23 protein-coding genes are annotated in these 23,264 nt (G+C 72.3%); 16 read left to right on the forward strand and 7 right to left on the reverse strand.

Annotated features, from left to right (window positions below; genetic code table 11):
* Positions 1-38: 38 nt before the first annotated feature.
* Complete coding sequence (locus BIU97_RS02990; protein WP_071297035.1) at positions 39-869, forward strand: undecaprenyl-diphosphate phosphatase; 831 nt, start codon at positions 39-41, stop codon at positions 867-869.
* Positions 866-2,110, forward strand: a complete 1,245-nt coding sequence (mshC, locus tag BIU97_RS02995) for a cysteine--1-D-myo-inosityl 2-amino-2-deoxy-alpha-D-glucopyranoside ligase (RefSeq protein ID WP_071297036.1) — start codon at positions 866-868, stop codon at positions 2,108-2,110. Before BIU97_RS02990 ends, mshC begins: the two co-directional genes overlap by 4 nt.
* 926 nt (positions 2,111-3,036) lie before the next feature.
* Here the strand turns inward: mshC and BIU97_RS03000 are convergent.
* Positions 3,037-3,969 (reverse strand): proteasome assembly chaperone family protein, encoded by a 933-nt coding sequence (locus BIU97_RS03000; RefSeq protein WP_071297037.1) that lies wholly within the window; start codon positions 3,967-3,969, stop codon positions 3,037-3,039.
* 150 nt (positions 3,970-4,119) lie between these two features.
* On the opposite strand from BIU97_RS03000, the gene BIU97_RS03005 reads away from it, so the two are divergent.
* The 9 genes from BIU97_RS03005 to BIU97_RS03045 all read left to right on the forward strand — a co-directional run bounded on the left by BIU97_RS03005 (position 4,120) and on the right by BIU97_RS03045 (position 15,131).
* Positions 4,120-4,878, forward strand: a complete 759-nt coding sequence (locus tag BIU97_RS03005; protein ID WP_254782865.1) for an HAD family hydrolase — start codon at positions 4,120-4,122, stop codon at positions 4,876-4,878.
* Positions 4,875-6,026, forward strand: a complete 1,152-nt coding sequence (locus BIU97_RS03010) for a tRNA (adenine-N1)-methyltransferase (protein ID WP_083420802.1) — start codon at positions 4,875-4,877, stop codon at positions 6,024-6,026. Before BIU97_RS03005 ends, BIU97_RS03010 begins: the two co-directional genes overlap by 4 nt.
* A gap of 42 nt (positions 6,027-6,068) precedes the next feature.
* On the forward strand, positions 6,069-6,992 hold the full coding sequence (locus tag BIU97_RS03015; RefSeq protein ID WP_071297039.1) for a hypothetical protein: 924 nt from the start codon (positions 6,069-6,071) through the stop codon (positions 6,990-6,992).
* 71 nt (positions 6,993-7,063) lie between these two features.
* Entirely contained in the window at positions 7,064-8,104 is a 1,041-nt protein-coding gene (locus BIU97_RS03020; protein ID WP_071297040.1) for a helix-turn-helix transcriptional regulator, read from the forward strand.
* Complete coding sequence (locus tag BIU97_RS03025; RefSeq protein ID WP_111040910.1) at positions 8,097-9,068, forward strand: helix-turn-helix transcriptional regulator; 972 nt, start codon at positions 8,097-8,099, stop codon at positions 9,066-9,068. Before BIU97_RS03020 ends, BIU97_RS03025 begins: the two co-directional genes overlap by 8 nt.
* A 790-nt stretch (positions 9,069-9,858) precedes the next feature.
* Positions 9,859-10,611 carry a twin-arginine translocase subunit TatC gene (tatC, locus tag BIU97_RS03030; protein ID WP_071297073.1) on the forward strand — a complete coding sequence of 251 codons (753 nt, stop codon included), beginning with the start codon at positions 9,859-9,861 and terminating at the stop codon, positions 10,609-10,611.
* The gene (locus BIU97_RS03035) at positions 10,608-13,052 is read left to right on the forward strand and encodes a DEAD/DEAH box helicase (RefSeq protein WP_071297042.1); all 2,445 of its coding nucleotides are present in this window, start codon (positions 10,608-10,610) and stop codon (positions 13,050-13,052) included. Before tatC ends, BIU97_RS03035 begins: the two co-directional genes overlap by 4 nt.
* Before the next feature lie 11 nt (positions 13,053-13,063).
* Positions 13,064-14,656, forward strand: a complete 1,593-nt coding sequence (gene lnt, locus BIU97_RS03040; RefSeq protein ID WP_254782867.1) for an apolipoprotein N-acyltransferase — start codon at positions 13,064-13,066, stop codon at positions 14,654-14,656.
* Between the two features lie 124 nt (positions 14,657-14,780).
* Positions 14,781-15,131 (forward strand): RNA polymerase-binding protein RbpA, encoded by a 351-nt coding sequence (locus BIU97_RS03045; protein ID WP_071297044.1) that lies wholly within the window; start codon positions 14,781-14,783, stop codon positions 15,129-15,131.
* 64 nt (positions 15,132-15,195) lie between these two features.
* Here the strand turns inward: BIU97_RS03045 and BIU97_RS03050 are convergent, their stop codons facing one another.
* Complete coding sequence (locus BIU97_RS03050; RefSeq protein ID WP_071297045.1) at positions 15,196-16,431, reverse strand: SPFH domain-containing protein; 1,236 nt, start codon at positions 16,429-16,431, stop codon at positions 15,196-15,198.
* Positions 16,428-16,901: an NfeD family protein gene (locus BIU97_RS03055; protein WP_071297046.1), complete on the reverse strand. Its 474-nt coding sequence runs from the start codon at positions 16,899-16,901 to the stop codon at positions 16,428-16,430. Before BIU97_RS03055 ends, BIU97_RS03050 begins: the two co-directional genes overlap by 4 nt.
* A gap of 153 nt (positions 16,902-17,054) precedes the next feature.
* On the opposite strand from BIU97_RS03055, the gene BIU97_RS03060 reads away from it, so the two are divergent.
* From BIU97_RS03060 to BIU97_RS17915, 4 genes are all read left to right on the forward strand, one after another.
* Entirely contained in the window at positions 17,055-17,816 is a 762-nt protein-coding gene (locus BIU97_RS03060) for an SDR family oxidoreductase (protein ID WP_071297047.1), read from the forward strand.
* A gap of 9 nt (positions 17,817-17,825) precedes the next feature.
* Positions 17,826-18,281: an NUDIX hydrolase gene (locus BIU97_RS03065; RefSeq protein ID WP_071297048.1), complete on the forward strand. Its 456-nt coding sequence runs from the start codon at positions 17,826-17,828 to the stop codon at positions 18,279-18,281.
* Between the two features lie 118 nt (positions 18,282-18,399).
* Complete coding sequence (locus tag BIU97_RS03070; RefSeq protein WP_071255426.1) at positions 18,400-18,666, forward strand: hypothetical protein; 267 nt, start codon at positions 18,400-18,402, stop codon at positions 18,664-18,666.
* A 146-nt stretch (positions 18,667-18,812) separates the two neighbouring features.
* Complete coding sequence (locus BIU97_RS17915; RefSeq protein WP_175472112.1) at positions 18,813-18,968, forward strand: hypothetical protein; 156 nt, start codon at positions 18,813-18,815, stop codon at positions 18,966-18,968.
* 139 nt (positions 18,969-19,107) lie between these two features.
* On the opposite strand, the gene BIU97_RS03075 is transcribed toward BIU97_RS17915, so the two are convergent.
* On the reverse strand, positions 19,108-19,686 hold the full coding sequence (locus BIU97_RS03075; protein WP_071297049.1) for a TetR/AcrR family transcriptional regulator: 579 nt from the start codon (positions 19,684-19,686) through the stop codon (positions 19,108-19,110).
* Between the two features lie 47 nt (positions 19,687-19,733).
* On the opposite strand from BIU97_RS03075, the gene BIU97_RS03080 reads away from it, so the two are divergent.
* Positions 19,734-20,657 carry an SDR family oxidoreductase gene (locus BIU97_RS03080; RefSeq protein WP_254782870.1) on the forward strand — a complete coding sequence of 308 codons (924 nt, stop codon included), beginning with the start codon at positions 19,734-19,736 and terminating at the stop codon, positions 20,655-20,657.
* A gap of 65 nt (positions 20,658-20,722) precedes the next feature.
* Here the strand turns inward: BIU97_RS03080 and dhaM are convergent, their stop codons facing one another.
* Genes dhaM through dhaK form a run of 3 tightly spaced genes read right to left on the reverse strand, consistent with a single transcriptional unit; the run spans position 20,723 to position 23,107 of the window.
* On the reverse strand, positions 20,723-21,427 hold the full coding sequence (gene dhaM / locus BIU97_RS03085; RefSeq protein ID WP_071297051.1) for a dihydroxyacetone kinase phosphoryl donor subunit DhaM: 705 nt from the start codon (positions 21,425-21,427) through the stop codon (positions 20,723-20,725).
* Positions 21,424-22,050, reverse strand: a complete 627-nt coding sequence (dhaL, locus tag BIU97_RS03090) for a dihydroxyacetone kinase subunit DhaL (protein WP_071297052.1) — start codon at positions 22,048-22,050, stop codon at positions 21,424-21,426. The genes dhaM and dhaL overlap by 4 nt, the downstream gene beginning before the upstream one ends.
* Before the next feature lie 55 nt (positions 22,051-22,105).
* A complete protein-coding gene (gene dhaK / locus BIU97_RS03095) occupies positions 22,106-23,107 on the reverse strand; it encodes a dihydroxyacetone kinase subunit DhaK (RefSeq protein ID WP_071297053.1) in 1,002 nt (333 codons plus the stop codon).
* Between the last annotated feature and the right edge of the window lie 157 nt (positions 23,108-23,264).

A 23,264-nucleotide genomic window follows, 5' to 3' on the forward strand; every position in this document is an offset into this window, starting at 1 on the left:
CGGTGTCCTGATCCACTGCACCCCGAAAGGCCCGTGCGATGCACATCCTCGAGGCGATCTTCCTCGGCTTCGTCCAGGGGCTCACCGAGTTCCTGCCGGTCTCGTCCAGCGCCCACCTGCGCATCGTCGGGCTGTTCCTGCCCGACGCGAAGGACCCCGGGGCGGCCTTCACCGCGGTGACGCAGCTCGGCACCGAGACCGCGGTGCTCATCTACTTCTGGAAGGACATCACCCGGATCATCGGGCGGTGGTTCCGCTCGCTGTTCCGACGAGACGTGCCGAAGGGCGACCCGGACGTCCGGCTCGGCTGGCTGGTGATCATCGGCACCATCCCGATCGGCGTCGCCGGGTTGCTGCTCAAGGACTCCATCGAGACCACCTTCCGGTCGCTCTGGATCGTCGCGATCGTGCTCATCGTCTTCGGCGTCGTGCTCGGCGTGCTCGACCGCGTCGGCCGCAAGGAACGCCGCATCGAGCACATGACGTTCGGCGGGGGCGTGCTCATCGGCCTGGCGCAGGTGCTCGCGCTCGTCCCCGGCGTCTCGCGGTCCGGCGCCACCGTGTCGATGGGCCTCGCACTCGGCTACACCCGGCCGGCCGCCGCTCGGTTCGCGTTCCTGCTCGCCGTGCCCGCCGTGTTCCTGTCCGGCCTGTACGAGGCCGCGACGAGCCTCGGTGACACCGGCGCGCCGTTCGGCATCGCCGACACGCTCATCGCGACGGTGGTGGCGTTCCTCGTCGGCTTCGTCGTCATCGCGGCGTTCATGAACTACATCAGCAAGCGGAGCTTCATGCCCTTCGTGGTCTACCGGATCGCACTGGGTATCGTTCTGATCGTGTTGTTGTCGCTCGGAGTGATCCAGCCGTGAGGGCCTGGCAGGCCCCTTCCCTTCCCGACGTCGCCGGTGCGGCGCCGCGACCCGTCGTCCACGACACGGCCACCGGCAAGCCGGTCGACCCGAGCCGTGGCGAGGACCGCGCGGCGCTCTACGTGTGCGGGATCACCCCCTACGACGCGACCCACCTCGGGCACGCGGCGACCTACCTGGCGTTCGACACGCTCGGCCGCGCCTGGCGCGACGCCGGGCTCGACGTCGAGTACGCGCAGAACGTCACGGACGTCGACGACCCGCTGCTCGAGCGCGCCGCCCGCGACGGCGTCGACTGGCGCGAGCTCGCCGCCTCGCAGATCGACCTGTTCCGACGCGACATGGAGTCGCTCCGGATCCTGCCACCCGACGACTTCGTGGCCGTCACCGACCAGGTCGACCGCGTCGCCGAGGCCGTCTCGTTCCTGCAGGAGACCGGCTACGCCTACGAGGTGCCGACCGACGGCGCCGAGGGCGACGACCTGTACTTCGACGTGAACCGCCCGACCGAGTCGTGGAAGCTCGGCGACGAGAGCGGTCTCGACCGCGACACCATGCTGGCACTCGCAGCCGAGCGCGGCGGCGACCCGGAGCGCCCCGGCAAGCGGGACCCGCTCGACCCACTGCTCTGGCGCGCCGCGCGCGAGGGCGAACCGTCCTGGGACACCGAGATCGGCCCCGGACGCCCCGGCTGGCACATCGAGTGCAGCGTCATCGCCGGTGACCGCCTCGGCCTGCCGATCAGCGTGCAGGGCGGCGGCAGTGACCTCGTCTTCCCGCACCACGAGATGAGCGCCGGCCACGCCGCCGCGCTCGCGCACCAGCCCCTCGCGCATGCCTACGTGCACACCGGCATGATCGCGTACCAGGGCACGAAGATCTCGAAGTCGCTCGGCAACCTCGTCACCGTGCGCGGGCTGCTCGACGACGGTGCGGACCCCCGGGCGATCCGCCTCGCACTGCTCTCGCACAAGTACTCCGACGACTGGGAGTGGTTCGACACCGAGCTCACGAGCGCCACCACGCGGCTCGCGGGCTGGGACGCCTGGGCCTCCGGCTCGGCCGCGGGACACGCCGACGACGCCGCTGACGTGGCGGCCCGCATCCGCGCACGCGTCTCAGACGACCTCGACACCCCGGGAGCCGTCGCCGCGGTCGACACCGCGATCGCGGGCGGCACCGCGGTCACGCCCGAGCTCGTCGACCTGGTCGACGCCCTGCTCGGCATCCGCCTGGGCTGACGGTCGGACGGACGGAAGGCCCGGGACGGCTCCGCCGCGCGCGTCCCGTCCGGCAGCCGTCCGGCTCCGTCGGTCCTCCGTCCGGCTCCTTCCCGCCGAGTGGCCGCGACGCGCCGCGTGCCGGTCGCCGAGGTCGCGCAAGGTGACGCCCGCCGGCGCCGCACGCGACAGTTCGTGCGACCTCGGCGGTGGCCGGCGCGCGTGGAGGCGGCGTGCACGGAGCCGGTGCGCGCGGAGCCGGTGCGCGGAGCCGGTGCGCGCCGAGCATCGGGCGGGAGGCCCGTGTCGCCTCCCGTCGGGCGCCTCCCGCCCGCCGAGTGGTCACGACGCGCCGCCTGCGTACCGCCGAGATCGCGCAAGGTGCCGCCTGCCAGCGCCGCAGGCGACAGTTCGTGCGACCTCGGCGCATGCCGGCGCGCGTGCCCGGCGGCGGGCCTGCCTGCCGGCGTGCGATGAGCGTCGGGCGGGAGGCCCCGGTCGCCCCCGTCAAGCGCTTCCCGCCCGCGAGTGGTCCCGACGCGCCGCGTGCTGGTCGCCGAGATCGCGCAACGTGTCGCCCGCCGGCGCCGCACGCGACAGTTCGTGGGACCTCGGCGGTGGCCGGCGCGCGTGGAGGCGCTGTAGGCGACAGTTCGTGCGACCTCGGCGCCCGCCGGCGCCCGCGCGCCGAGCTTCGGGTGGGAGGCCCGGGCTACGCCCATCGGGCGCCTCCCGCCCGCCGAGTGGGCACGACGTGCCGCACGCGTGCCACCGAGGTCGCGCAAGGTGCCGCCCGCCGGCGCCGCGGGCGGCAGTTCGTGCGACCTCGGCGCCCGCCAGCGCCGGATGGCGCGCCGCCGGCACCGGTGAGATCGCAATTCGGCCCGGATCGAGCAGCCGGATGGGGGCCGAAGTGCGACCTCAGCCCCGGCCGGCTGCCCCTCGCCCTACTGCGGGGGCTGCGGCGGGCGCCAGGGGCCCTCGCCGCCGGCGGTGCCGCCGTCCTTGCCGTCCTTGCGCTCGCGCCGACGGAGGTACTGCTCGAACTCCTGCGCGATGGCGTCGCCCGAGGCCTCGGGCGAGTCGACGGTGTCCCGCGCCTGCTCGAGCTGGCCGATGTACGAGGCCATGTCCTCGTCGTCGGCGGCGAGGGCGTCGATGCCCTCCTCCCACTCCGTCGCGTCGTCGAGCAGGGACCCGCGCGGCACGGTGACGTCCGTGAGCTCCTCGATCTTGTCGAGCAGCGAGAGCGTCGCCTTGGGCGAGGGTGAGTTGTGCACGTAGTGCGGCACCGACGCCCAGAGGGACAGGGTGGTGAGCCCGGCCTTGTCCATCGCGTCGGCGAGGACGCCGAGGATGCCGGTCGGGCCCTCGTACGACGAGCGGTCGACGTCGAACGCCGCACGGACGCCGGCGTCCTCGCTCGACACGAACACCGAGATCGGACGGGTGTGCGGGACGTCGGCGAGCATCGCACCGACGAAGACCACGGCGTCGATCGAGTACACGTCGGCCAGGTCGATGATCTCGGCGCAGAATCCGCGCCAGGTGCGCGAGGGCTCCGGGCCGACGAGCACGAAGACGTCGCGGTCGGTGGGGGAGCCGGTCGCACCGATCACGGGGCGGCCCTCGGCGCCGGGGCCGTGCAGCACGATGCGCGGCCACTGGACGCCGCGGTCGCCGTTCTCGTCGGGACCGACGGTCGGCCGGTTGAACTGGTAGTCGACGTACCGCTCGCCGTCGAGTTCACGCAGCTCGTCGAGGTCGAGCGACTCGACGATGCGTCGGGCGAGTCCGCTCGCGGCCTCGCCGGCGTCGTTCCAGCCCTCGAAGGCGACGACGAGCAGTCGACCGTCGCTGAAGGGTGAGTGCTGTGGCACGGAGCGGACCTCCTGGTGGTGGCGCGGAGCGGGGCGGGGCGACGGGCGCTCCCGGCCGGACACGATTCAGGCATCCACTGTAGGCCCAGGCGTCCCGCCCGGCCGCGTGCGTCCGCGCCCAGCGGAACGCCCCCGGTAGACTCGTCGCCCGTGACCGAGCATCCTCCTGCCCCCGTCCTGCCCGCAGCCGTCCTGTGGGACATGGACGGCACGATCGTCGACACCGAGCCGATCTGGCAGCGGTCCCAGGTCGAGCTCACCGGGCGCTACGGCGTCGAGTGGACCCACGCCGAGGGCCTCGCCCTGGTCGGCAGCGGTCTCGAACGCTCCGGCGAGATCCTGCGCGACAAGGGCGTCGACATGGAGGTCGAGGAGATCGTCGAGTGGATGACCGACTACGTGATGGAGCGCCTGCGCGGCGGCGAACTGCCGTGGCGCCCGGGTGCCCGTGAGCTCGTCGAGGAGCTGCACGCCCGCGGCATCCCGACCGCCCTCGTCACGATGTCCCGTCGCAAGATGGCACTCGTCATCGCGGAGGCTCTGGGTGAGCGTGGCTTCCGGGTCGTGGTCGCCGGCGACGACGTCGACCGCCCGAAGCCCCACCCGGACGCCTACCTGTCCGCCGCCGCGCAGCTCGGCGTCGAGCCGACCGCGTGCGTCGCGATCGAGGACTCCGCCACCGGCGTCGCCTCGGCCGTCGCCTCCGGCGCCGTCACGGTCGCCGTCGAGCACATCGTCCCGCTGTCCGAGATCGGCGGCGGCGACGTGCACCTCACCTCGCTCGCCGGGGTCGACGTGGACCGTCTGGTCGAGTTGACGACGCCGGCCCTGACCGCACGGGGCGGATCGACGGGAGGCGCGGTGCCGGACCCGGCGCACGCTGCGGACACCGAGGAGGTCGCCCGATGAGCCACGCCGACGACGCACGCGACGAGGCGGACGCGAGCCGCGCCTCCCGTCCGGCCACAGAACCGACCACGGACCCGACCGCAGCGCTCCCGCACACCGCGGGCGGCGCCCCGCACACCCCGCCGCGCGGCCCGTTCCGGGCCGGCGACCGTGTGCAGCTCACCGGTCCGAAGGGCAAGCTCACGACGCTGTCGCTCGAGACCGCGGGGGAGTACCACACGCACCGCGGCGTGCTCCGGCACGATGACGTCATCGGGCAGCCCGACGGTTCCGTCATCCGGGCGAGCACCGGCGACGAGTACCTGGCGCTGCGGCCGCTGCTCAACGACTACGTCATGTCGATGCCGCGCGGCGCCGCGATCGTCTACCCGAAGGACGCGGCGCAGATCGTGGCCTTCGCGGACGTCTTCCCCGGCGCCCGCGTGGTCGAGGCCGGTGTCGGTTCCGGCGCCCTGTCGTTGTTCCTGCTCCGGGCGATCGGCCCGACCGGCCGGCTGCAGTCGTTCGAGCGCCGCGAGGAGTTCGCGGCGATCGCGAAGGGCAACGTCGGCACCTTCCTCGGTGCCGTGCCGGACAACTGGTCGGTGACCGTCGGCGACCTCGTCGAGGAGCTGCCCGACGCCGTCGAGGAGCAGAGCGTCGACCGCGTCGTGCTCGACATGCTCGCCCCGTGGGAGTGCGTCGACGCTGCGGCGGACGCCCTCGTGCCCGGCGGCCTCATCGTCTGCTACGTCGCGACCGTCACCCAGCTGTCGCGCACCGCCGAGGCCCTGCGCGACACCGGCCGCTTCACCGACCCGATGCCGAGCGAGACCCTGGTGCGCACCTGGCACGTCGAGGGCCTCGCGGTCCGGCCGGACCACCGGATGGTCGGGCACACCGGCTTCCTCGTCACGGCGCGTCGCCTGGCGGACGGCACCGTGCTGCCGAACCTGAAGCGCCGCGCGGGCAAGGCCGAGTTCTCCGACGAGGACGTCGAGGCCTGGACCCCCGGCGCGGTCGGCGAGCGGGCGACGAGCGACAAGAAGCTTCGCAAGGTCGCGCGGCAGTCGGCAGCGCAGGCCCGGAAGGTGGCGGCGGCCGAGGCTGCCTCGGGTGCGGCTCCCGCCGGTGCGGTGTCGTCCGGACCCGACGAGGACGAACGGTAGGCTGACGGCGTGCCCGTCCTGCATCGAACGGAAAGAGGGTCCGTGCGCACCATCCCCGCACTCCTGGTCACCATCGGTCTCGCGGTCTCGCTGACGGCGTGCGCCTCGAACGGCGCCGGCACCACCCCCTCGAGCTGTGCCGCTCCCGGCGACGCCTCCGCGGCCGTGACGGCGACGGGCGCGTTCGGCAAGGAGCCGAAGGTGTCGATCCCGAACGGCCTCACCACGAAGGGCACGCAGGTGTCCGTCCTCCGCCACGGCGACGGCCGCCAGGTCGACGAGGGCACCCCGGTGCAGATCGCGTACACGATCCTCGACGGCAAGAACGGCGAGGTCGCCTCGACGAGCGGCTACACGAACCAGGTGGCACCGATCACCGCGGGTGCGAGCACGTACGGCGCGCTCGGCGAGGCCGTCGAGTGCGCGCACGTCGGTGACCGGCTCGCCGTCGCGCTGCCGAAGAGCGCGGTGAACAACCCGGCGAACGGTGCCCCGGCGACGTCGACCGGCAAGGCGGAGTCCGCCGCGATCGCCGTCATCGACGTGCAGCGCGCCTTCGACGCCCGCGCGACCGGCACCCCGCAGCTCGCCGGTGACCGCATGCCGGCCGTCGTCCTCGCCCCCTCGGGCGCCCCGGGCGTGACGATCCCGTCGTGGGACGCCCCGACCTCGGACGAGGTCCACCTGCTGCGCAAGGGCTCGGGCAAGGTGCTCACCGAGAAGGACAACGCGGTGATCAAGGCCCTGGTCGTCCCGTGGACCGTCGGCGCCGACGCCACGGGCTCGAGCTGGACCGGCGGCGCGGGTGCGCAGGTCGTCTCGCTCGCCAAGGGCCAGCTCAACCCCGAGGGCGTCCGGAAGGCCCTCGTCGGCCACCGTGTCGGGGACCAGGTCCTGGCCGTCGTGCACGAGCAGGGCGCCGTCGACGTGTACGTCATCGACCTGCTCGGATCGCTGTCGAACTGACCCGTCCGCACCGTCCACCGACCGCGGCGCGGGTGCACTCCGGTGCACCCGCGCTGCCGTAGGATCGGCTCGTGCCAGCGACCCGTGTGCCCCGTGTGCCCGCCGAGGAGCGGCTGTTCAGCCTCGTGCTCGCGCTGCTCTCGACGGAGTCGGGGCTGACCAAGGGCGAGATCCTGGCGAACGTGCAGGGCTACCGGCAGCGCTTCACCGCCGGCGGCGACAACGCCTCGCTCGAGCGCCAGTTCGAGCGCGACAAGGACGACGTCCGCGAGCTCGGCATCCCGCTCGAGACGATCGAGACCCCCGGCGCGGCGGGCAACAACCAGACGCTGCGCTACCGGATCCCGAAGGGCGAGTACGACCTGCCCGTCGACGTCCGCTTCACCCCCGACGAGTCGGCTCTGTTGTCGCTCGCGGCGATGGCGTGGCGCGAGGGCGCGCTCTCCGCCGACTCGCGCCGCGGGCTGCTCAAGGTGCGGTCGGCCGGTGCCGAGGACGACGACGGCGCACTCCAGCTCGGCGTCGACGCCTACGCGCCCCGGCTCCGCGCCCGCGACGCCGCGTTCGAACCGCTGCGCTCCGCACTCGACCGCGCCGCGGCCGTCCGCTTCGACTACATCACCCCCGGCCAGCACGCCGCACGTCGGCGCGACGTCGCCCCGCTCGCCCTCGTGCAGCACGGCGGCCGCTGGATGCTCGCGGCGCACGAGTTCGCGACCGACTCGGACAAGAACTACCTGCTCTCGCGGATCGTCGGACCAGTCTCCCAGTACGCCGTCGGGCAGCACACCGCCCCGGCCGGCGCGGCGGAACGCACCCTCGCCGGGCTCGAGCGCATCTGGGCGACCCGCACGGCGCGGATCGCGGTGACCCCCGGGTCGGACGCCGAACGCCGCCTCACCCGACGACGGGACACCGAGACCGACGCGGACGGCTCGCTCGTGCTCCACCACGTCGACCCGCAGATCCTCGCCGAGGAGCTCGCCGCCTTCGGGCCCGAGGTCCGGGTGCTCGAACCCGACGACCTGCGCGCACGCGTGCTCGACCGGCTCCGCGCCCTCGTCGACGACCACGCGACCCCCGATGCCGGAGAGGAACCCGCCCGTGGCTGACGCCCAGCCCCTGCAGGCGCAGGACAAGCTCGCGTTCCTGCTGTCCCTCGTGCCGTACCTGATCGACCGCGAGCGTGTCTCCGTCGCCGAGGCCGCCCGCCACTTCGGGGTGCCCGAGTCCCGCATCCGCCGTGCGGTCGAGCTCATCGCGGTGTCCGGCGTGCCCGGCGAGACGATGCAGTACCAGCACGGCGACCTGTTCGACATCGCCTGGGACGACTTCGACCAGAACGACATGATCGTGCTGACGAACCTCGTCGCGATCGACGACTCGCCGCGGCTCTCCGCCCGCGAGGCCTCCGCCCTCATCGCCGGCCTGCAGTACCTCTCTGCCCTGCCCGAGGCCGCCGACCGCGACGCCATCCGCGCCCTCATGGCCAAGCTGTCCCGCGGTGCCGGCGGTGCCACGTCGACCGTCGCCGTCGGCCAGGACCTGCACGACGTCGCACTCGCCACCATCCGACGGGCGATGGCCGACGGCAAGGGGCTCTCGTTCGAGTACGTCGGACCGCGCTCCCGCGGCGGCACCCGCCGCGTGGACCCGCTCCGGGTCGAGTCCATCGACACCGACTGGTACCTCCGCGCGTGGGACCTCGACCGCCAGGCGCTCCGCACCTTCCGGCTCGACCGGATGTCCGCCGTGCAGGTCGACGACCGTGCGGTGGAGAAGACCGTCGACCAGGTCGTCATGCCGGACACGCTCTTCCAGCAGTCCGCCGAGGACGTCATCGTGACGGTCGAGCTCGACTCGTCCTCGCTGCCCCTGGTGGCGGACTTCCTTGCCGACACCGCGGACGCCCCCGACGCCGACGGCCGGGTCCGCATCCGCCTCGCGGCGTCGCACGGGTTCGACGGGGTGGTGCGGCTCGTGGCGGGGCTGCCCGGCCGCGCGGTGGTCCTCGACCCGCCGGCCGCCCGCGCCGCCGTGCGCGACTTCGCGGCCGCGGCGCTCGACGCGGGCTGAGGTTCTGGCTCTTCGGGACAGTTTTGCGCGTTGAAGGTCGTTCCGCGCGTGGAAAGCAGTTCCGCGCGTAGGAGGTCCCGAGTTCCTGCTCACCACGCGCGATCCCGCTTCCTACTGCGCGCGCAATGGGAAGGACCGTCGGGCCGCGCGGCACTTGTGGTGGCGAAGACAGGTGCCGCCGGGCGCGGGGCTGCTCGCCGCGGGTGGTCGTTGCGCGCGTGGGGAGCAGTTCCGCGCGTAGGAGGTCTTGAATTCCTGCTCACCACGCGCGATTCCGCTTCCCACTCCACGTGCGATGGGAAGGACCGTCGGGCTGCGCGGCACTCGTGGTCTCGAACACCGGTGCCGCCAGGCGCGGGGCTGCTCGCCGCGGAGTGGTCGTTGCTTGCGGGTGGTCGTTCCGCGCGTAGGGAGCAGTTCCGCGCATAGGAAGTTCCGAGTTCCTGCCCACTACGCGCAATCCCGCCTCCCACTCCACGTGCGATGGGAAGGAATCCCGGGCCCGGTGCCGGAGCGGCTCCTGCCCACCAGACACGAAACTTCCCTCCACGCGCGAAACAGCACACCTCGCGCAGAACAGCACACCACCGCACCACCGCACACCCGCACATCTGCACACCGGCACCACCGCACACCCGCGCACGCCCGCCCCGCCGAGGGTCCCATGTGCGTTCCCACCGAGCGCGCCGGACTGTCGGTCCCGACACCGTAAGATCGACGCATGGCTTCGACGACCGCGCGCGGGCGAGCGAAGCGGCAGGGGCGCCAGCAGACCGACGCCGAAGGCCGCATGTCGCTCGGGCAGCACCTCATCGAGCTGCGCAACCGGCTGTTCCGCGCCGTCGTCGCAGTGGTCGCCGCCGCGATCGGTGGGTGGTTCCTCACGCCGTTCGTGCTCGACGCGCTGCGCGCCCCGGTCACCCAGCTGGCCGAGGTCGGCGGGCACACGGCCGAGCTGAACTTCCCGATGATCACCGGGGCCTTCGACCTGCGGTTGCAGATCGCGATCACGATCGGTGTCGTCATCTCGAGCCCGGTGTGGCTGTACCAGATCTGGGCGTTCATCGTGCCGGCACTGGTCCGGCGCGAAAAGCAGTACGTGTGGGGCTTCCTCGGCACCGCGATCCCGCTGTTCTTCGGCGGGTGCTTCTTCGGGTGGTACATCCTGCCGCACGTGGTCACGATCCTCGGCAGCTTCGTGTCGACGCAGGACACCTCGATCGTCGACGCGAAGGCCTACTACGACTTCGTCATCAAGCTCATCGTGGCGGTCGGCATCGCGTTCGTGCTGCCGGTCTTCCTCGTCCTGCTCAACTTCGTCGGGGTACTCAGCGCGAAGGCCATCCTGAAGTCGTGGCGCATCGCGATCATCTGCATCCTGGTGTTCTGCGCGATCGTCACGCCGAGCGCCGACCTCATCTCGATGTTCCTGCTGGCGATCCCGATGACGGTGCTGTACCTCGCCGCGTGTGCCATCACGTGGATCCACGACCGTCGGCTCGCGAAGCGGCAGGCCAAGCTCGACGAGGAGTACGGCCTGTGACCGCCGCCGAGCTCAGCGCCGCCGAGCGCTTCGCTGCGGCGAAGGTGCGCAACCGGTCCCGCAACCTCGAACTGTTCCGCTCCGACCTGCGGTTCGACCTCGACCCGTTCCAGTTCGCCGCCTGCGACTCGCTCGACCAGGGCCGGAGCGTGCTGGTGGCCGCGCCGACCGGTGCGGGCAAGACCATCGTCGCCGAGTTCGCCATCTGGCTCGCGATGCGGCAGCCGACGGCGAAGGTGTTCTACACGACGCCGATGAAGGCGCTGAGCAACCAGAAGTACGCCGAGCTCGTCGAGGAGTACGGCGAGACCGAGGTCGGGCTGCTCACCGGTGACACGAACGTCAACCCGCGGGCCCGCGTCGTGGTGATGACCACCGAGGTCCTCCGCAACATGATCTACGCGGACTCCGACCTGCTCGACGACCTGGCGTGGGTGGTCCTCGACGAGGTCCACTACCTGGCCGACCGGTTCCGCGGTGCGGTGTGGGAAGAGGTGATCCTGCACCTCCCGACCGAGGTCCGGCTCGTCTCGCTCAGCGCGACGGTGTCCAACGCCGAGGAGTTCGGCGACTGGCTGCAGACCGTCCGCGGCGAGACCGACGTGATCGTGTCCGAGGACCGTCCGGTGCCGCTCGAGCAGCACGTGCTCGTGGGGTCGAAGATGGTCGACCTGTTCGACTCGAGCGGCGCCGCGGCGACGAACCGGGTGAACCCGGAGCTGCTCCGGCTGGTCGGCGGTGCCTCGCGCAGCGAGCGGCACGGCGGCGGACACCGCGGGGGCCGGGGCCGCGGCGGCTACCACGACCGCCGTGGGCCGCGGACCGAGAAGCTGCACCGCGAGCGCATCGCGCACATGCTCGACGAGCGGATGCTGCTGCCCGCGATCTTCTTCGTGTTCAGTCGCGCCGGGTGCGACCAGGGCGTCCGGAACGTCCTGCGCTCCGGGCTGTCGCTCACCACGCTGCCGGAGCGCAACGAGATCCGCGAGACCGCGGAGTACCACTGCCGCACCCTGCCCGACGAGGACCTCGCCGTCCTCGGCTACTGGGAGTTCCTCGAGGGGCTCGAGCGCGGGGTCGCCGCGCACCACGCCGGCATGCTCCCGGCGTTCAAGGAGGTCGTCGAGAACCTCTTCCAGCGCAAGCTGCTCAAGGTCGTCTTCGCGACCGAGACCCTGGCGCTCGGCGTGAACATGCCGGCTCGCACCGTCGTGCTCGAGAAGCTCGAGAAGTTCAACGGCGAGGCCCGGGTGCCGATCACGCCGGGGGAGTACACGCAGCTCACCGGTCGCGCCGGCCGCCGCGGCATCGACGTCGAAGGGCACTCGGTCATCCAGTGGACCGACGGGCTCGACCCGCAGGCCGTCGCCTCGCTCGCCAGCCGGCGGACGTACCCGCTCAACTCGTCGTTCAAGCCGACGTACAACATGGCCGTCAACCTGATCGACCAGTTCGGACGGCAGCGCACGCGCGAGGTGCTCGAGACCTCGTTCGCGCAGTTCCAGGCCGACCGGTCCGTGGTGGACCTGGCCCGCAAGGTGCGGTCGCAGCAGGAGTCGCTCGAGGGCTACCGCGAGGCGATGCAGTGCCACCTCGGCGACTTCACCGAGTACGCGGCGCTCCGTCGCGAGCTCTCCGACCTCGAGCGCTCGAACGTGCCCGGTGGGCGCGAGGCCTCGCACGGTGCGCGCCAGGAGCGGCAGGCCGCGATCACCGAGGTCCGCCGCAAGATGCAGCGGCACCCCTGCCATGCCTGCCCCGACCGCGAGGCGCACGCCCGGTGGGCCGAGCGCTGGTGGAAGCTCAAGCGCGTCAACGACAAGCTGGTCCAGCAGATCCGGTCCCGCACCGGTGCCGTGGCGACCACGTTCGACCGGGTCACCGACGTGCTCCTGCAGCTCGGGTACCTGGTCGACGCCGGCAACGGCGAGGCCACGGTCGCCGCGGGCGGCCGTCGTCTGCAGCGCATCTACGGTGACCGCGACCTGCTCGTCGCCGAGTGCCTCGAGGCGGGGGTCTGGAAGGACCTCACGCCGGCGCAGCTCGCCGCGATGGCCGCCACGATCATCTACCAGCCCCGTCGCGACGACGCCCCCGGTACTGAGCACGCCCTGCCGCGTGGTGCCTTCCGTCCGGCGCTCGACGAGACCCTGACGATCTGGTCGCGCCTCGACGACATCGAGCGCGACGCCCGCCTGGCGGGCTCGCAGCCGCCCACCCCGGCGATGGCGGTCGGCATGTTCCGCTGGGCGTCCGGCTCGGCCCTCGACGACGTCCTGCGCACCCTCGACCTGCCCGCCGGTGACTTCGTCCGCTGGTCGAAGCAGGTCATCGACCTGCTCGACCAGATCCGGAACGCCGGTGACGACGACCTCGCCCAGACCGCCCGACGTGCGACCGACGCGGTGCGCCGCGGCATCGTCGCCTACGCAGCGGTCTGACGGGAGGCACGGTGCGGGTTCCGGAGACCGGTGTGCGCGGGGTGCGTGCTCGCCTCGGCCGCGGGGCGGTCGCGGACGGTCCGTTCGCCGCGCTGCCGCTCGGTTCGGCGCTGCCGCTCGCCGTCATCGGTGGGCTGCTGTTCGCGCTGTCGTTCCCGTCGCCGGGCTGGTGGTTCCTCACCTACCCGGCGCTCGCCTGCCTGCTGCTCGCGGCGATGGGCCAGCGTGCCCGCCGGGCCGCCTGGCTCGGGTACGTCGCCGGCGCCGCGTTCTTCGTCCCCGCGATCTCGTGGGCCGGGCGGTACCTGGGGCCGGTCCCGTGGCTCGCGCTGGCGCTCTTCGAGGCGGCGTTCTTCGCCCTCGGCATCGTGGCCATCGCCCTCGCGTACCGGTGGGTCGCCCGCGTGGTGACCTCGTCCGCCGGGCGTGTGTGGGGCCTCCCGGCCGTCGTCGCCGCACTGTGGACCGGACGCGAGTGGTTCTCGGGGAGCTGGCCGTACGGCGGTTTCGCGTGGGGACGGGTCGGACTGTCGCAGTCGCAGGGTCCCTTCACGCACCTTGCTGCCTGGGTCGGGATCCTCGGGTTGAGCTTCGTCGTGGTGTACTGCGTCGCCGTCGTGGTGTCGCTCGCCCTCGTCGTGCCGCGCACGCCCGGGGCGCGGGTGCGCGTGCCGGTGCGGGTGGCCACGGCCGGGCTGCTGGTCGCGGCCGTGCTCGCCGTGCCGGCTTGGCCTGCGACGACCGACGGCACCATCCGGGTCGAGGCCGTGCAGGGGAACGGGCCGGCCGGGTACTTCGACCGAGCGGAGCCGGGCGACGTGCTGGCGTCGCAGGTCGCCGCCACGGACATCGAGGCCCGGGGCGTCGACGTCGTCGTCTGGCCGGAGGCGTCCGCCGAGTACGACCCGCGGCGCGAGCCGGTCATCGCGTCGGCGCTCGACTCGGTGGTCGACTCCGTGGGTGCGCCGATCGTCGCCGGTGCGATCACCCAGACGTCCTCGGGGGTGCTGCACAACACCTCGTTCGTGTGGACCGCGGACGGTTGGCAGTCGTCCTACGACAAGAAGCGTCCCGTGCCGTTCGGCGAGTACGTGCCGGACCGGTGGTTCTTCTCGAAGCTCGCGCCCTCGCTGATCGGGCTGCTGCAGCGTGACTACACCCCGGGGACGAAGCCGAACGTGTTGTCCGTCGCCGGTGTCCGTGCGGGCATCGCGATCTGCTTCGACGTCGTCGACGACGGGCTCGCCACGGACATGGTGCGCGGGGGAGCGCAGGTGATCTTCGCGCAGACGAACAACGCGGACTTCTCCGGGACGGACGAGAACCTGCAGCAGCTCGAGATCGCCCGCATGCGCGCGGTCGAGACCGGACGCTCGCTCGTCAACATCTCGACGGTGGGTGCCTCGCAGGTCATCGACCCGACCGGTCGCACCATCGACCGGGTGCCCGCGTACACCGCGACGTCGATGATCACGGACGTGCCCCTCGGCACCTCGACGACGCCGGCGTCGCTCGCGTCGGGTTCGATCGCGTTGCTGCTCTCACTCGGCGGGCTGCTCGTCCTGCTCGCCTGCGCCCCGTGGGGTCGTCGCCTCCGCCGCTGAACCGACCTGTGCCGGGCCGTCGCCGCGCCCACCCACTGGGAACGGACTGTGAATGCGCCGGGTCGGGAACGACCCCGCGTGGGACAGTGTTGTGGAGGGGTAGACGAGCGAGAGGAGCACACACATGGCTGATCGGAGTCTCCGCGGCATGCGGCTCGGGAGTCAGAGCCTCCAGAGCGAAGAGGGCGTCGAGCTCTCGGATCGCAAGCGCGCGGTCTACCAGACGGAATCGGGGGAGACGTTCGACATCGTCTTCTCCGCCGACGCGGACGTCCCGCAGACCTGGTCGGAGCCGCGCTCGGGTCGCGAGGGCCGGCTGCTCGGTGACGACGGCATCCCCGTCGAGGTCGCCGCAGAGGACGTCAAGGCACCTCGTACCCACTGGGACATGCTGCTCGAACGGCGTTCGCGCGAGGAACTCGAGGAGCTCCTCGAGGAGCGGTTGCAGTTCCTCCGCGCCCGACGCGGCGCCTGACCACACCACACGACGACGCCCGCTCCGGTTCGACCGGGGCGGGCGTCGTCGTTCGTGCACGGGGTCAGCGGCGACCGGACCCGTCGCTGGTGCGGTGACCGGAGGCGTCGTCGGCCGAGCTGGCCGCGGTGCCCGGGGCGTCGGCGGGCTTGTCGAGCGTGACGTCGGTCTGCTGGGCGGTTGCGTCGTCGGCGGCCGCCAGGTGCGCGTCGACGCTGCGGTTCGACTCGGCGAGCCGGGCGTCGAGGTCGGACTCGGGCACGATGTCCGCCGCGGTGGCGTCGGCCCGCGGCATGGCGGCGTCCGCGCTGGCTGCTGCCGTCGTGTTCGCCAGGCTCTCGTTCGCGAGCTTCGAGATGCGCGACAGGAAGTCGGAGCCACCCGCACCACCCGCAGCGGACCCACCACCGGTCCGACCGGTGCTGAAGCCCTTGGCGATGCCGGAGAGCGCCTCGGTGAACTCGCTCGGGATCATCCAGAGCTTGTTCGCGGTGCCCTCGGCGATCTTCGGCAGGGTCTGCAGGTACTGGTAGGACAGCAGCTTCTCGTCGGGGTCACCGGTGTGGATCGCCTCGAAGACGGTCGCGATCGCCTGGGCCTCTCCCTCGGCGCGCAGGACCTGTGCCTTCGCGTCACCCTCGGCCGCGAGGATGGCGGCCTGCCGCTGGCCCTCGGCCTCGAGGATCTGCGACTGCTTCGTGCCCTCGGCCTGCAGGATCGCGGCACGACGGCTGCGCTCGGCACGGAGCTGCTGCTCCATGGCGTCCTGGATGGACACGGGCGGCTCGATCGCCTTGAGCTCGACACGACCGACGCGGATGCCCCACTTGCCGGTCGCCTCGTCGAGGACGACGCGCAGCTGGCCGTTGATGTTGTCGCGGCTCGTCAGGGCCTCTTCGAGGTTGAGGCCACCGACGACGTTGCGGAGCGTGGTGGTCGTGAGCTGCTCGACGGCACCGAGGTAGTTCGCGATCTCGTACGTCGCGGCGCGGGCGTCGGTCACCTGGAAGTACACGACGGTGTCGATGGAGACGACCAGGTTGTCCTCGGTGATCACCGGCTGCGGCGGGAACGAGACGACCTGCTCACGCATGTCGAGCAGCGGGCGGAGCCGGTCGATGAAGGGGACCAGGAGGTTCAACCCTGGGTTGAGGGTCTTGTGGTACTTGCCGAGTCGCTCGACGATGCCCGCGGACGCCTGCGGCACGATGCGGATCGCGCGGGACAGGACGACGATCACGAAGATGACGACGACCAGGATGAGGACGAGCAGAGCGATCGTCCCGGCTGAGATGGTCACGAGGTGGCCCTTTCTCCGAGGCGGACGACGGCTGTCGACCCCTCGATCGACTCGACGACCACAGGGGTCCCGAGCGGCGGTGTGCGGTCGGTGGCGTCGGCGGCGATGCGGGCGCTCCAGGTCTCGCCGTTGGCCAGGCGGACCTGGCCGGGAGCGGACGCGGTGAAGGCCACGGCGACGGTGCCGGGGAGTCCGATGAGGCCGTCCACGTTCGTGCGGTGCGGGTCCGCACCGCGACCGAGCGCGAGCAGCAGGCGGGGGCGCACGAGCGAGAGCAGCACGAGGGCCAGCACGGCGGCGATGACGGCGGAGAGCCACCACGGGGCGCCGAGCAGTGCGGCCACGAGCCCGCCGGCGGCACCGGCCGCGAGCATGATGAAGACGAAGTCGAGCGTGAAGATCTCGACCACCCCCAGCAGCAGCACGAGTCCGATCCAGACGGTGCTCTGGATCCAATCGATCCCGTTCACGCGATCTCCCTCCCTCGGTCGCGCGCAGCGGCTCGCAGCGTCGCGACGGCCGGTACAACTCCGTTCAACATATCAGGGGCGTCTGACAGCCGTGCGGGCCGTTGGTAGGCTCGGTGCGCCCGACCGCCGGAAACCCACCAGGAGAACACGACTGTGAGCAACCCCCTCGCCCCCGGATCCCTCGCCGACACGCGCGCCGTCGTCACCGGCTCGTCGCGTGGCATCGGTGCCGACACCGTCGGCTACCTGGCCGAGGCCGGCGCCAAGGTCGTCGTGAACTACCGCAACAAGGCGAAGCGCGCCGAGCAGATCGCGGAGAAGATCGTCGCCGACGGGGGATCGGCCCTCGCCGTGGGCGCGGACCTCACCGACCACGACTCGGTGCAGGGACTCGTCGAGACGGTCGTCCGCGAGTGGGGCGGCATCGACCTGCTCGTCCTGAACGCCTCGGGCGGCATGGAGTCCGGCCTCGGCGAGGACTACGCGCTGCGCCTGAACCGCGACGCACAGGTCGACATGCTGCAGGCCGCGGTGCCGCACATGCCCGTGGGGTCCCGCGTCGTGTTCGTCACGAGCCACCAGGCGCACTTCATCGAGACCGCCGAGACGATGGACGAGTACGTCCCGGTGGCGAAGAGCAAGCGCGCCGGTGAGCTCGCCCTGCGCGAACTCATCCCGCAGCTCGAGGCCGCCGGCATCGAGTTCGTCGTCGTCTCCGGCGACATGATCGAGGGCACGATCACCGCGACGCTGCTCAACCGGCTCAACCCGGGTGCCATCGAGGGGCGCCGCGAAGAGGTCGGCAAGCTCTACAGTGTCTCCGAGTTCGCCGCCGAGATCGCCCTGGCCGCCGTCGAGCCGATCCCGGCGGACCACACGAAGCTCGTCGGTGACGTCAGCGGCTTCACCCGCTAGCGTCGGCGGATGACCGCGACGCCCGGCCTCCGCCGAACCTCACGCATCCTGCTCCTCGACCCGGCGGGCCGGGTGTTCCTGATGGACACCAACGCGCCGTCGTCGGACGGGTTCCACCGGTGGATCACGCCCGGCGGCGGCGTCGACCCGGGGGAGAGCCACCAGGACGCGGCGATCCGGGAGCTCCGCGAGGAGACCGGCATCGTCATCGACGAGCCGGGGGAGTCGGTCTGGTCGTGGGACTTCGCGGTGGACTGGGACCAGGCCGACCACGACCGGGGCCACTCCGAGTTCTACGTGGTGCACACCACGGGCTTCACGCTGTCCGACGCCGGGTGGACGGACGACGAGCGGGTCGACATCCTCGGGGCCCGGTGGTGGACCGCCGACGAGCTCGAGACGACGACGGAGCCGTTCGAGCCCGCAGAACTGCCGGAACTCGTGCGTCAGCACGGCGGGACCTGAGCCAGGGGACAGGAAACCCGTCCGAAACTGAACGTTCGCCGTGTTCGCGGTCTAGCCTGGTTGAGACGTCACCGATCGGCCGCCCGGTCGCTCCGGGCGTCCTGATCGAAGGAGTCTCATGTCCAGCAACGGCAACGCGCCCGTCCAGACGAACGCCATGGGGATCGCGTCCCTGGTGCTGGGAGTCGTCGGGGTCGCCGGCGGGTTCTTCCTCGCCATCATCGGCGTCCTCGCCGGCATCGTCGGTCTCGTGCTCGGGCTCGTCGCGCGGCGACGCTCCGGCGGCCGCGGGGTCGTCCTCGCCGGCATCATCCTGTCGGTGATCGCCATCGTCGTCGGGATCATCGGGTACGTGCTGGTGGCCGTCAACCCGCCGACGGTCTGACGTCAGCGGGCCGCACGGCGGCCGAGGACGGACGGTCGGGCCGCGCGAGCGACCCGGCCGTTCGTCGTGTTCCCGGCCGTTCGTCGTGTTCCTCGGCGTCGACGTTCCGCGGACGTCTCCAGGCGGGCGCGCGTAGCGTCCGCCGCATGAGCTACAGCCAGCCTGACCCAGCCGAAGAGACCACGCAGAGCGAGACGCCCGAGCAGCCGGACACCGACCAGGACGACCTGCACGAGCAGGACGTCGAGTCGCCGTCGCTCGAGATCAAGTCCGAGGACGTGCCGACCGAACCGGCGGACTGACCGTCCCGTTCGGAACGAGACAGCACGACGCTGGTCGAGTGGGCGTGATCCACTCGACCATCGTCTTCCACCAGCCACTTCCGGCCCGTCGGCGGAGCGCCGATAATGCATATTATGTCAACTCAGGTTCGCCCGGGCGCTACCCCAGCGCCGCCGTCGCGACCCGGAGTTCCTCCAGCGCCGCGATGACGTGGTGCTCGAGATCACCCTCGGTGCCGTCCGGGGCGTCCGTCCACGCCGTGTAGCCGCGTTCGAACGCGAGTACGCCGAGCTCCGCGGCGACCCGCGCCGTCGTCGGCGTCGTCCCCCTGGCCTCGAGCGCGTCGGACAGCGCCACGGCGAGCCCGGCGCTCTTGAGCATGCTGCGCTCCCGGAGCTCGGCGTTCGCGGCGATCGCCGCGGCGATGCTCGGACCGAGTGCGCGGTTCCACGGTTGCATCGCCGACGAGGCTCGGCGGAGCCCGGACGCCACGGCCTGCATCGGCGTCGCGGACTCCCCTGCGTCCGCCACCCCCTCGGCCAGCAGTGCGCTGAGGGTCGCCTGGCCGGCGACGAGGATCTCGCGCTTGTCCGGGAAGTGCCGGAACAGCGTGCTCTTCGTCACGCCGGCGCGTTCCGCGATCTGCGTCACGGTGGTCTCGTCGTAGCCGTGCTCGGCGAAGAGCTCAGCAGCGGCCACCACGAGACGCTCTCGTGCCCCGGGTTCCCATCGCGCCATGGATCGATCATACCGACGGGACAATGGTCCCATAGAGTGCTACCGTGATGCGACAACAGTCCCATCACATTCGAGCACTGGAGCAGGACATGCAGGTCTTCATCACCGGCGGCACCGGACTCGTCGGCACCGCCGTCGTCCGCGAACTCACGACCCACGGGCACCGCGTCACCGGGCTCGCCCGCTCCGACCGGGCCGCCGCCGTCCTCGCCGAGCACGGTGCGGAGAGCATCCGGGGCGACCTCGGCGACCTGGACGGCATCCGCCGAGCAGCATCCACCGCCGACGGGGTCGTCCATCTGGCCTTCCGGAACGACTTCGGCTCCGCCGGTGCCCTCGACGCCGCGATCGCCGAGGAGACCGCCGCGATCGAGGCGATCGGGGCGACGCTGCGCGGCACCGGCAAGCCGTTCGTCGTGGTGTCCGGCACCCCGTGGATCGCCGGTCGCGCGTCGACCGAGACGGATCCGCTGCCGGTCGACGGACCGGTCGGCGGTCGGGGCCGCACGGTGCAGGCCGCGCTCGGTCTGGCGGAGGACGGGGTCCGGGTGAGCGCCGTCCGACTCCCCCGCACCGTGCACGCGGACGGCCAGGGCGGCTTCGCCGGCCTGCTCACCGGGATGGCCCGTGACGCCGGTGTGTCCGGCTACCCCGGCGACGGCACCCAGCGGTGGCCGGCCGTCCACGCACGGGACGCCGCGGTGCTCTTCCGGCTCGCACTCGAGGCAGCGCCGGCCGGCACGGCGTGGCACGCGGTCGCGGACGAGGGCGACGCGGTCCGCGACATCGCCGCCGTCATCGGTCGTCGGCTCGGACTGCCGGTCGAGTCCGTGCCGGTCGAGCGCTTCGGCCCCATCGGCCCGGTGTTCGCCATGGACCAGCCCGCCTCGAGTGCCCGGACCCGCGCCGAGCTCGGCTGGGAGCCGTCCCACCCGTCGCTGCTGGCGGACCTGGAGCGCCTCGAACCCTGAACCGGACCGAACCCGTCCGAACTCGTCCGGACCGAACCGGTCCAGACGGCCCCGTCGGCTGCGGGCTACTCGCCGAAGCCGGACCGGACGAGCTCCGCGAGCGCGTCCACCGCGTCCTGCGCGTCCGCGCCGGAGGCGGCGATCGTGACGACGGCGCCCTTCGGCAACGCGAGCGCCATGATGCCGAGCAGGCTCTTGGCGTCCACGCCGTCGACGCGGACGTCGGCCTCGAAGCGGGCGGCCGTCTTCACGAACTCGGCCGCCGGGCGGGCGTGCAACCCGGACTCGTTGACGAGCTCGGCGGTGGTGGACGCGGCCACCCCGTCGACCGGGGCGGTCGACGCGACCGGTGCCGGGCCTCCTGGCAGGGGCGACTCCCCCGCGTCGGGAGCCGCCGTCGCCGACGCGGCGGCTGCCAGGACGGCGTCGACGTCGCCGCCGGTCTGGGCGGCCACCGCTGCGGCGACCGCACCCTCGACGAGCGGCGCCGGCGAGACGTGCACCCGTGCGCGGTCGTCGTCGTCCAGGAAGTCGAGCGCGGTGTCGGTGGTGAGGTAGGCGGAGCCGAGGTCGCAGAGCACGACGACCGCGTCGGCGGGCCGGAGCTCCTCGATGCCCGCGGTGATGGCGTCGAACGACGTGCCGATGCCACCGTCGTCGGTGCCGCCCGCGGCGACCATCGGCACGTCCGCGGCCATCTGCCGGGCGAGCTCGACGGTCCCGGTGGCGATCGCGGCGCTGTGCGAGACGACGAGCAGTCCGACGGTCACGCTGCGTCCACCGCTGCGCGCAGGAGGTACGCCGACGACTGCGCGCCCGGGTCCCGGTGGCCGATCGCGCGCTCACCCAGGTAGCTCGCACGGCCCTTGCGGGCGACGAGCGGGTCGGTCGACTCGGCACCGGTGGCGGCGGCGTCGGCGGCCGCTTCGAGCACGCGCTCGGGAGACTCCCCCGCGGTGGCCGCGGTCGCGGCGGCGTCGACGGCCGCGCTCCAGGCGTCCACCATGGTCTTGTCGCCGACCTCGGCCTTGCCGCGCGACACGATGCCGTCGCGGGCGGCGGTGAGGACGGCGACCAGCGTGTCGCTGTCGAGCTCGGACGCGTCACCGGCGGCCTGTGCGGCCTTCAGGTAGGCGGTGCCGAACAGCGGCCCCGCGGCCCCGCCGACCGTGGAGATGAGCTTCGTCGCGACGGTCTTGAAGACGGCGCCGGGGGTGTCGAAGGACCCGGCGTCGACGGCCTCGACCACGGCACGGAAGCCCCGGTCGAGGTTCTCACCGTGGTCGCCGTCGCCGATCTCGCGGTCGAGCGTGACGAGCTCCGCCCGGTGCTCGTCGATCGTCGCGGCGGTGCGGCGTACCCAGTCGATGGCCCATGCGGTGTCGAGCGCCAATGCGGTTCCCTTCGTGTGTCCGGCCCGGACGGGCTCGGTGTCGTGGTGCGGTGGGTCAGCGCCCCCAGCGCAGTGCCGGGGTGTCCACCGGGGCGTCCCAGAGGGCGATCAGGTCGTCGTCGAGCACCGTGACGGTGATCGAGAAGCCCTGCATCTCGAGGGACGTGACGTAGTCCCCGACCAGGCTACGCGCGACCTCGTACCCGCGGTCCGCCAGGACCTCGGCGGCGCGTCGGTACGCGATGTAGAGCTCGGACAGCGGCGTGCCGCCCATGCCGTTCACGAACAGCAGCAAACGCGACCCCGCCGGTGCGTCGAGGTCCGTGAGCACGGGTTCGAGCACGCGGTCGACCAGCTCGTCCGCCGGCGCGAGCGGGATCCGCTCACGGCCCGGTTCGCCGTGGATGCCGATGCCGAGCTCGACCTCGTCGTCGCCGAGCGTGAAGGACGGCTCCCCCGCGTGCGGCACGGTGCCGGGCGCGAGTGCGAGCCCCATCGAGCGGGTCACCTGGTTGACGTGGCGCGCGACCGCCACGACCGCGTCGAGGTCGTCGCCGCGCTCGGCGGCGGCACCGGCACACTTCTCCACGACGACGGTCCCCGCGACACCGCGGCGACCGGCCGTGTACAGCGAGTCCTGCACGGCGACGTCGTCGTCCACCACGACGGACTCGACGCGGATGCCCTCGACCTCGGCGAGCTCGGCGGCGGTCTCGAAGTTGAGCACGTCGCCGGTGTAGTTCTTCACGATGTGCAGGACGCCGGCACCCGCGTCGACGGCCTGGGTGGCGGCGACGATCGGGTCGGGCGTCGGGCTGGTGAACACCGGGCCGGGCACCGCGGCGTCGAGCATGCCGGGTCCGACGAACCCGGCGTGCAGTGGCTCGTGACCGCTCCCGCCACCGCTGACCAGACCGACCTTGCCCGCGATCGGTGCGTCCGTGCGGTGCAGGTGGACCGGGTCCTCGACGAGCACGACGCGGTCCGCGTGGGCGGCCGCGAAACCCCGCACCGACTCGGTGACGACGTCGTGCGGGTCGTTGATGAGCTTCTTCATGGCGGAGCCTTCCGGGTCGGCGGGACCGGGGACGCCTGCACACCGCCGACGTCGTCCGGAGTCGGCTCAGCGTACCTCGGCCGGGCGTGCCCCCAGCCTGCACGTTCGTGCACCGGGCTGCTGCCCCGGGGTGGTCGCGGGAGGGTGTGGCGCACAC

The organism is Curtobacterium sp. MCBA15_009 (assembly GCF_001864895.1).
GTDB lineage: Bacteria > Actinomycetota > Actinomycetes > Actinomycetales > Microbacteriaceae > Curtobacterium.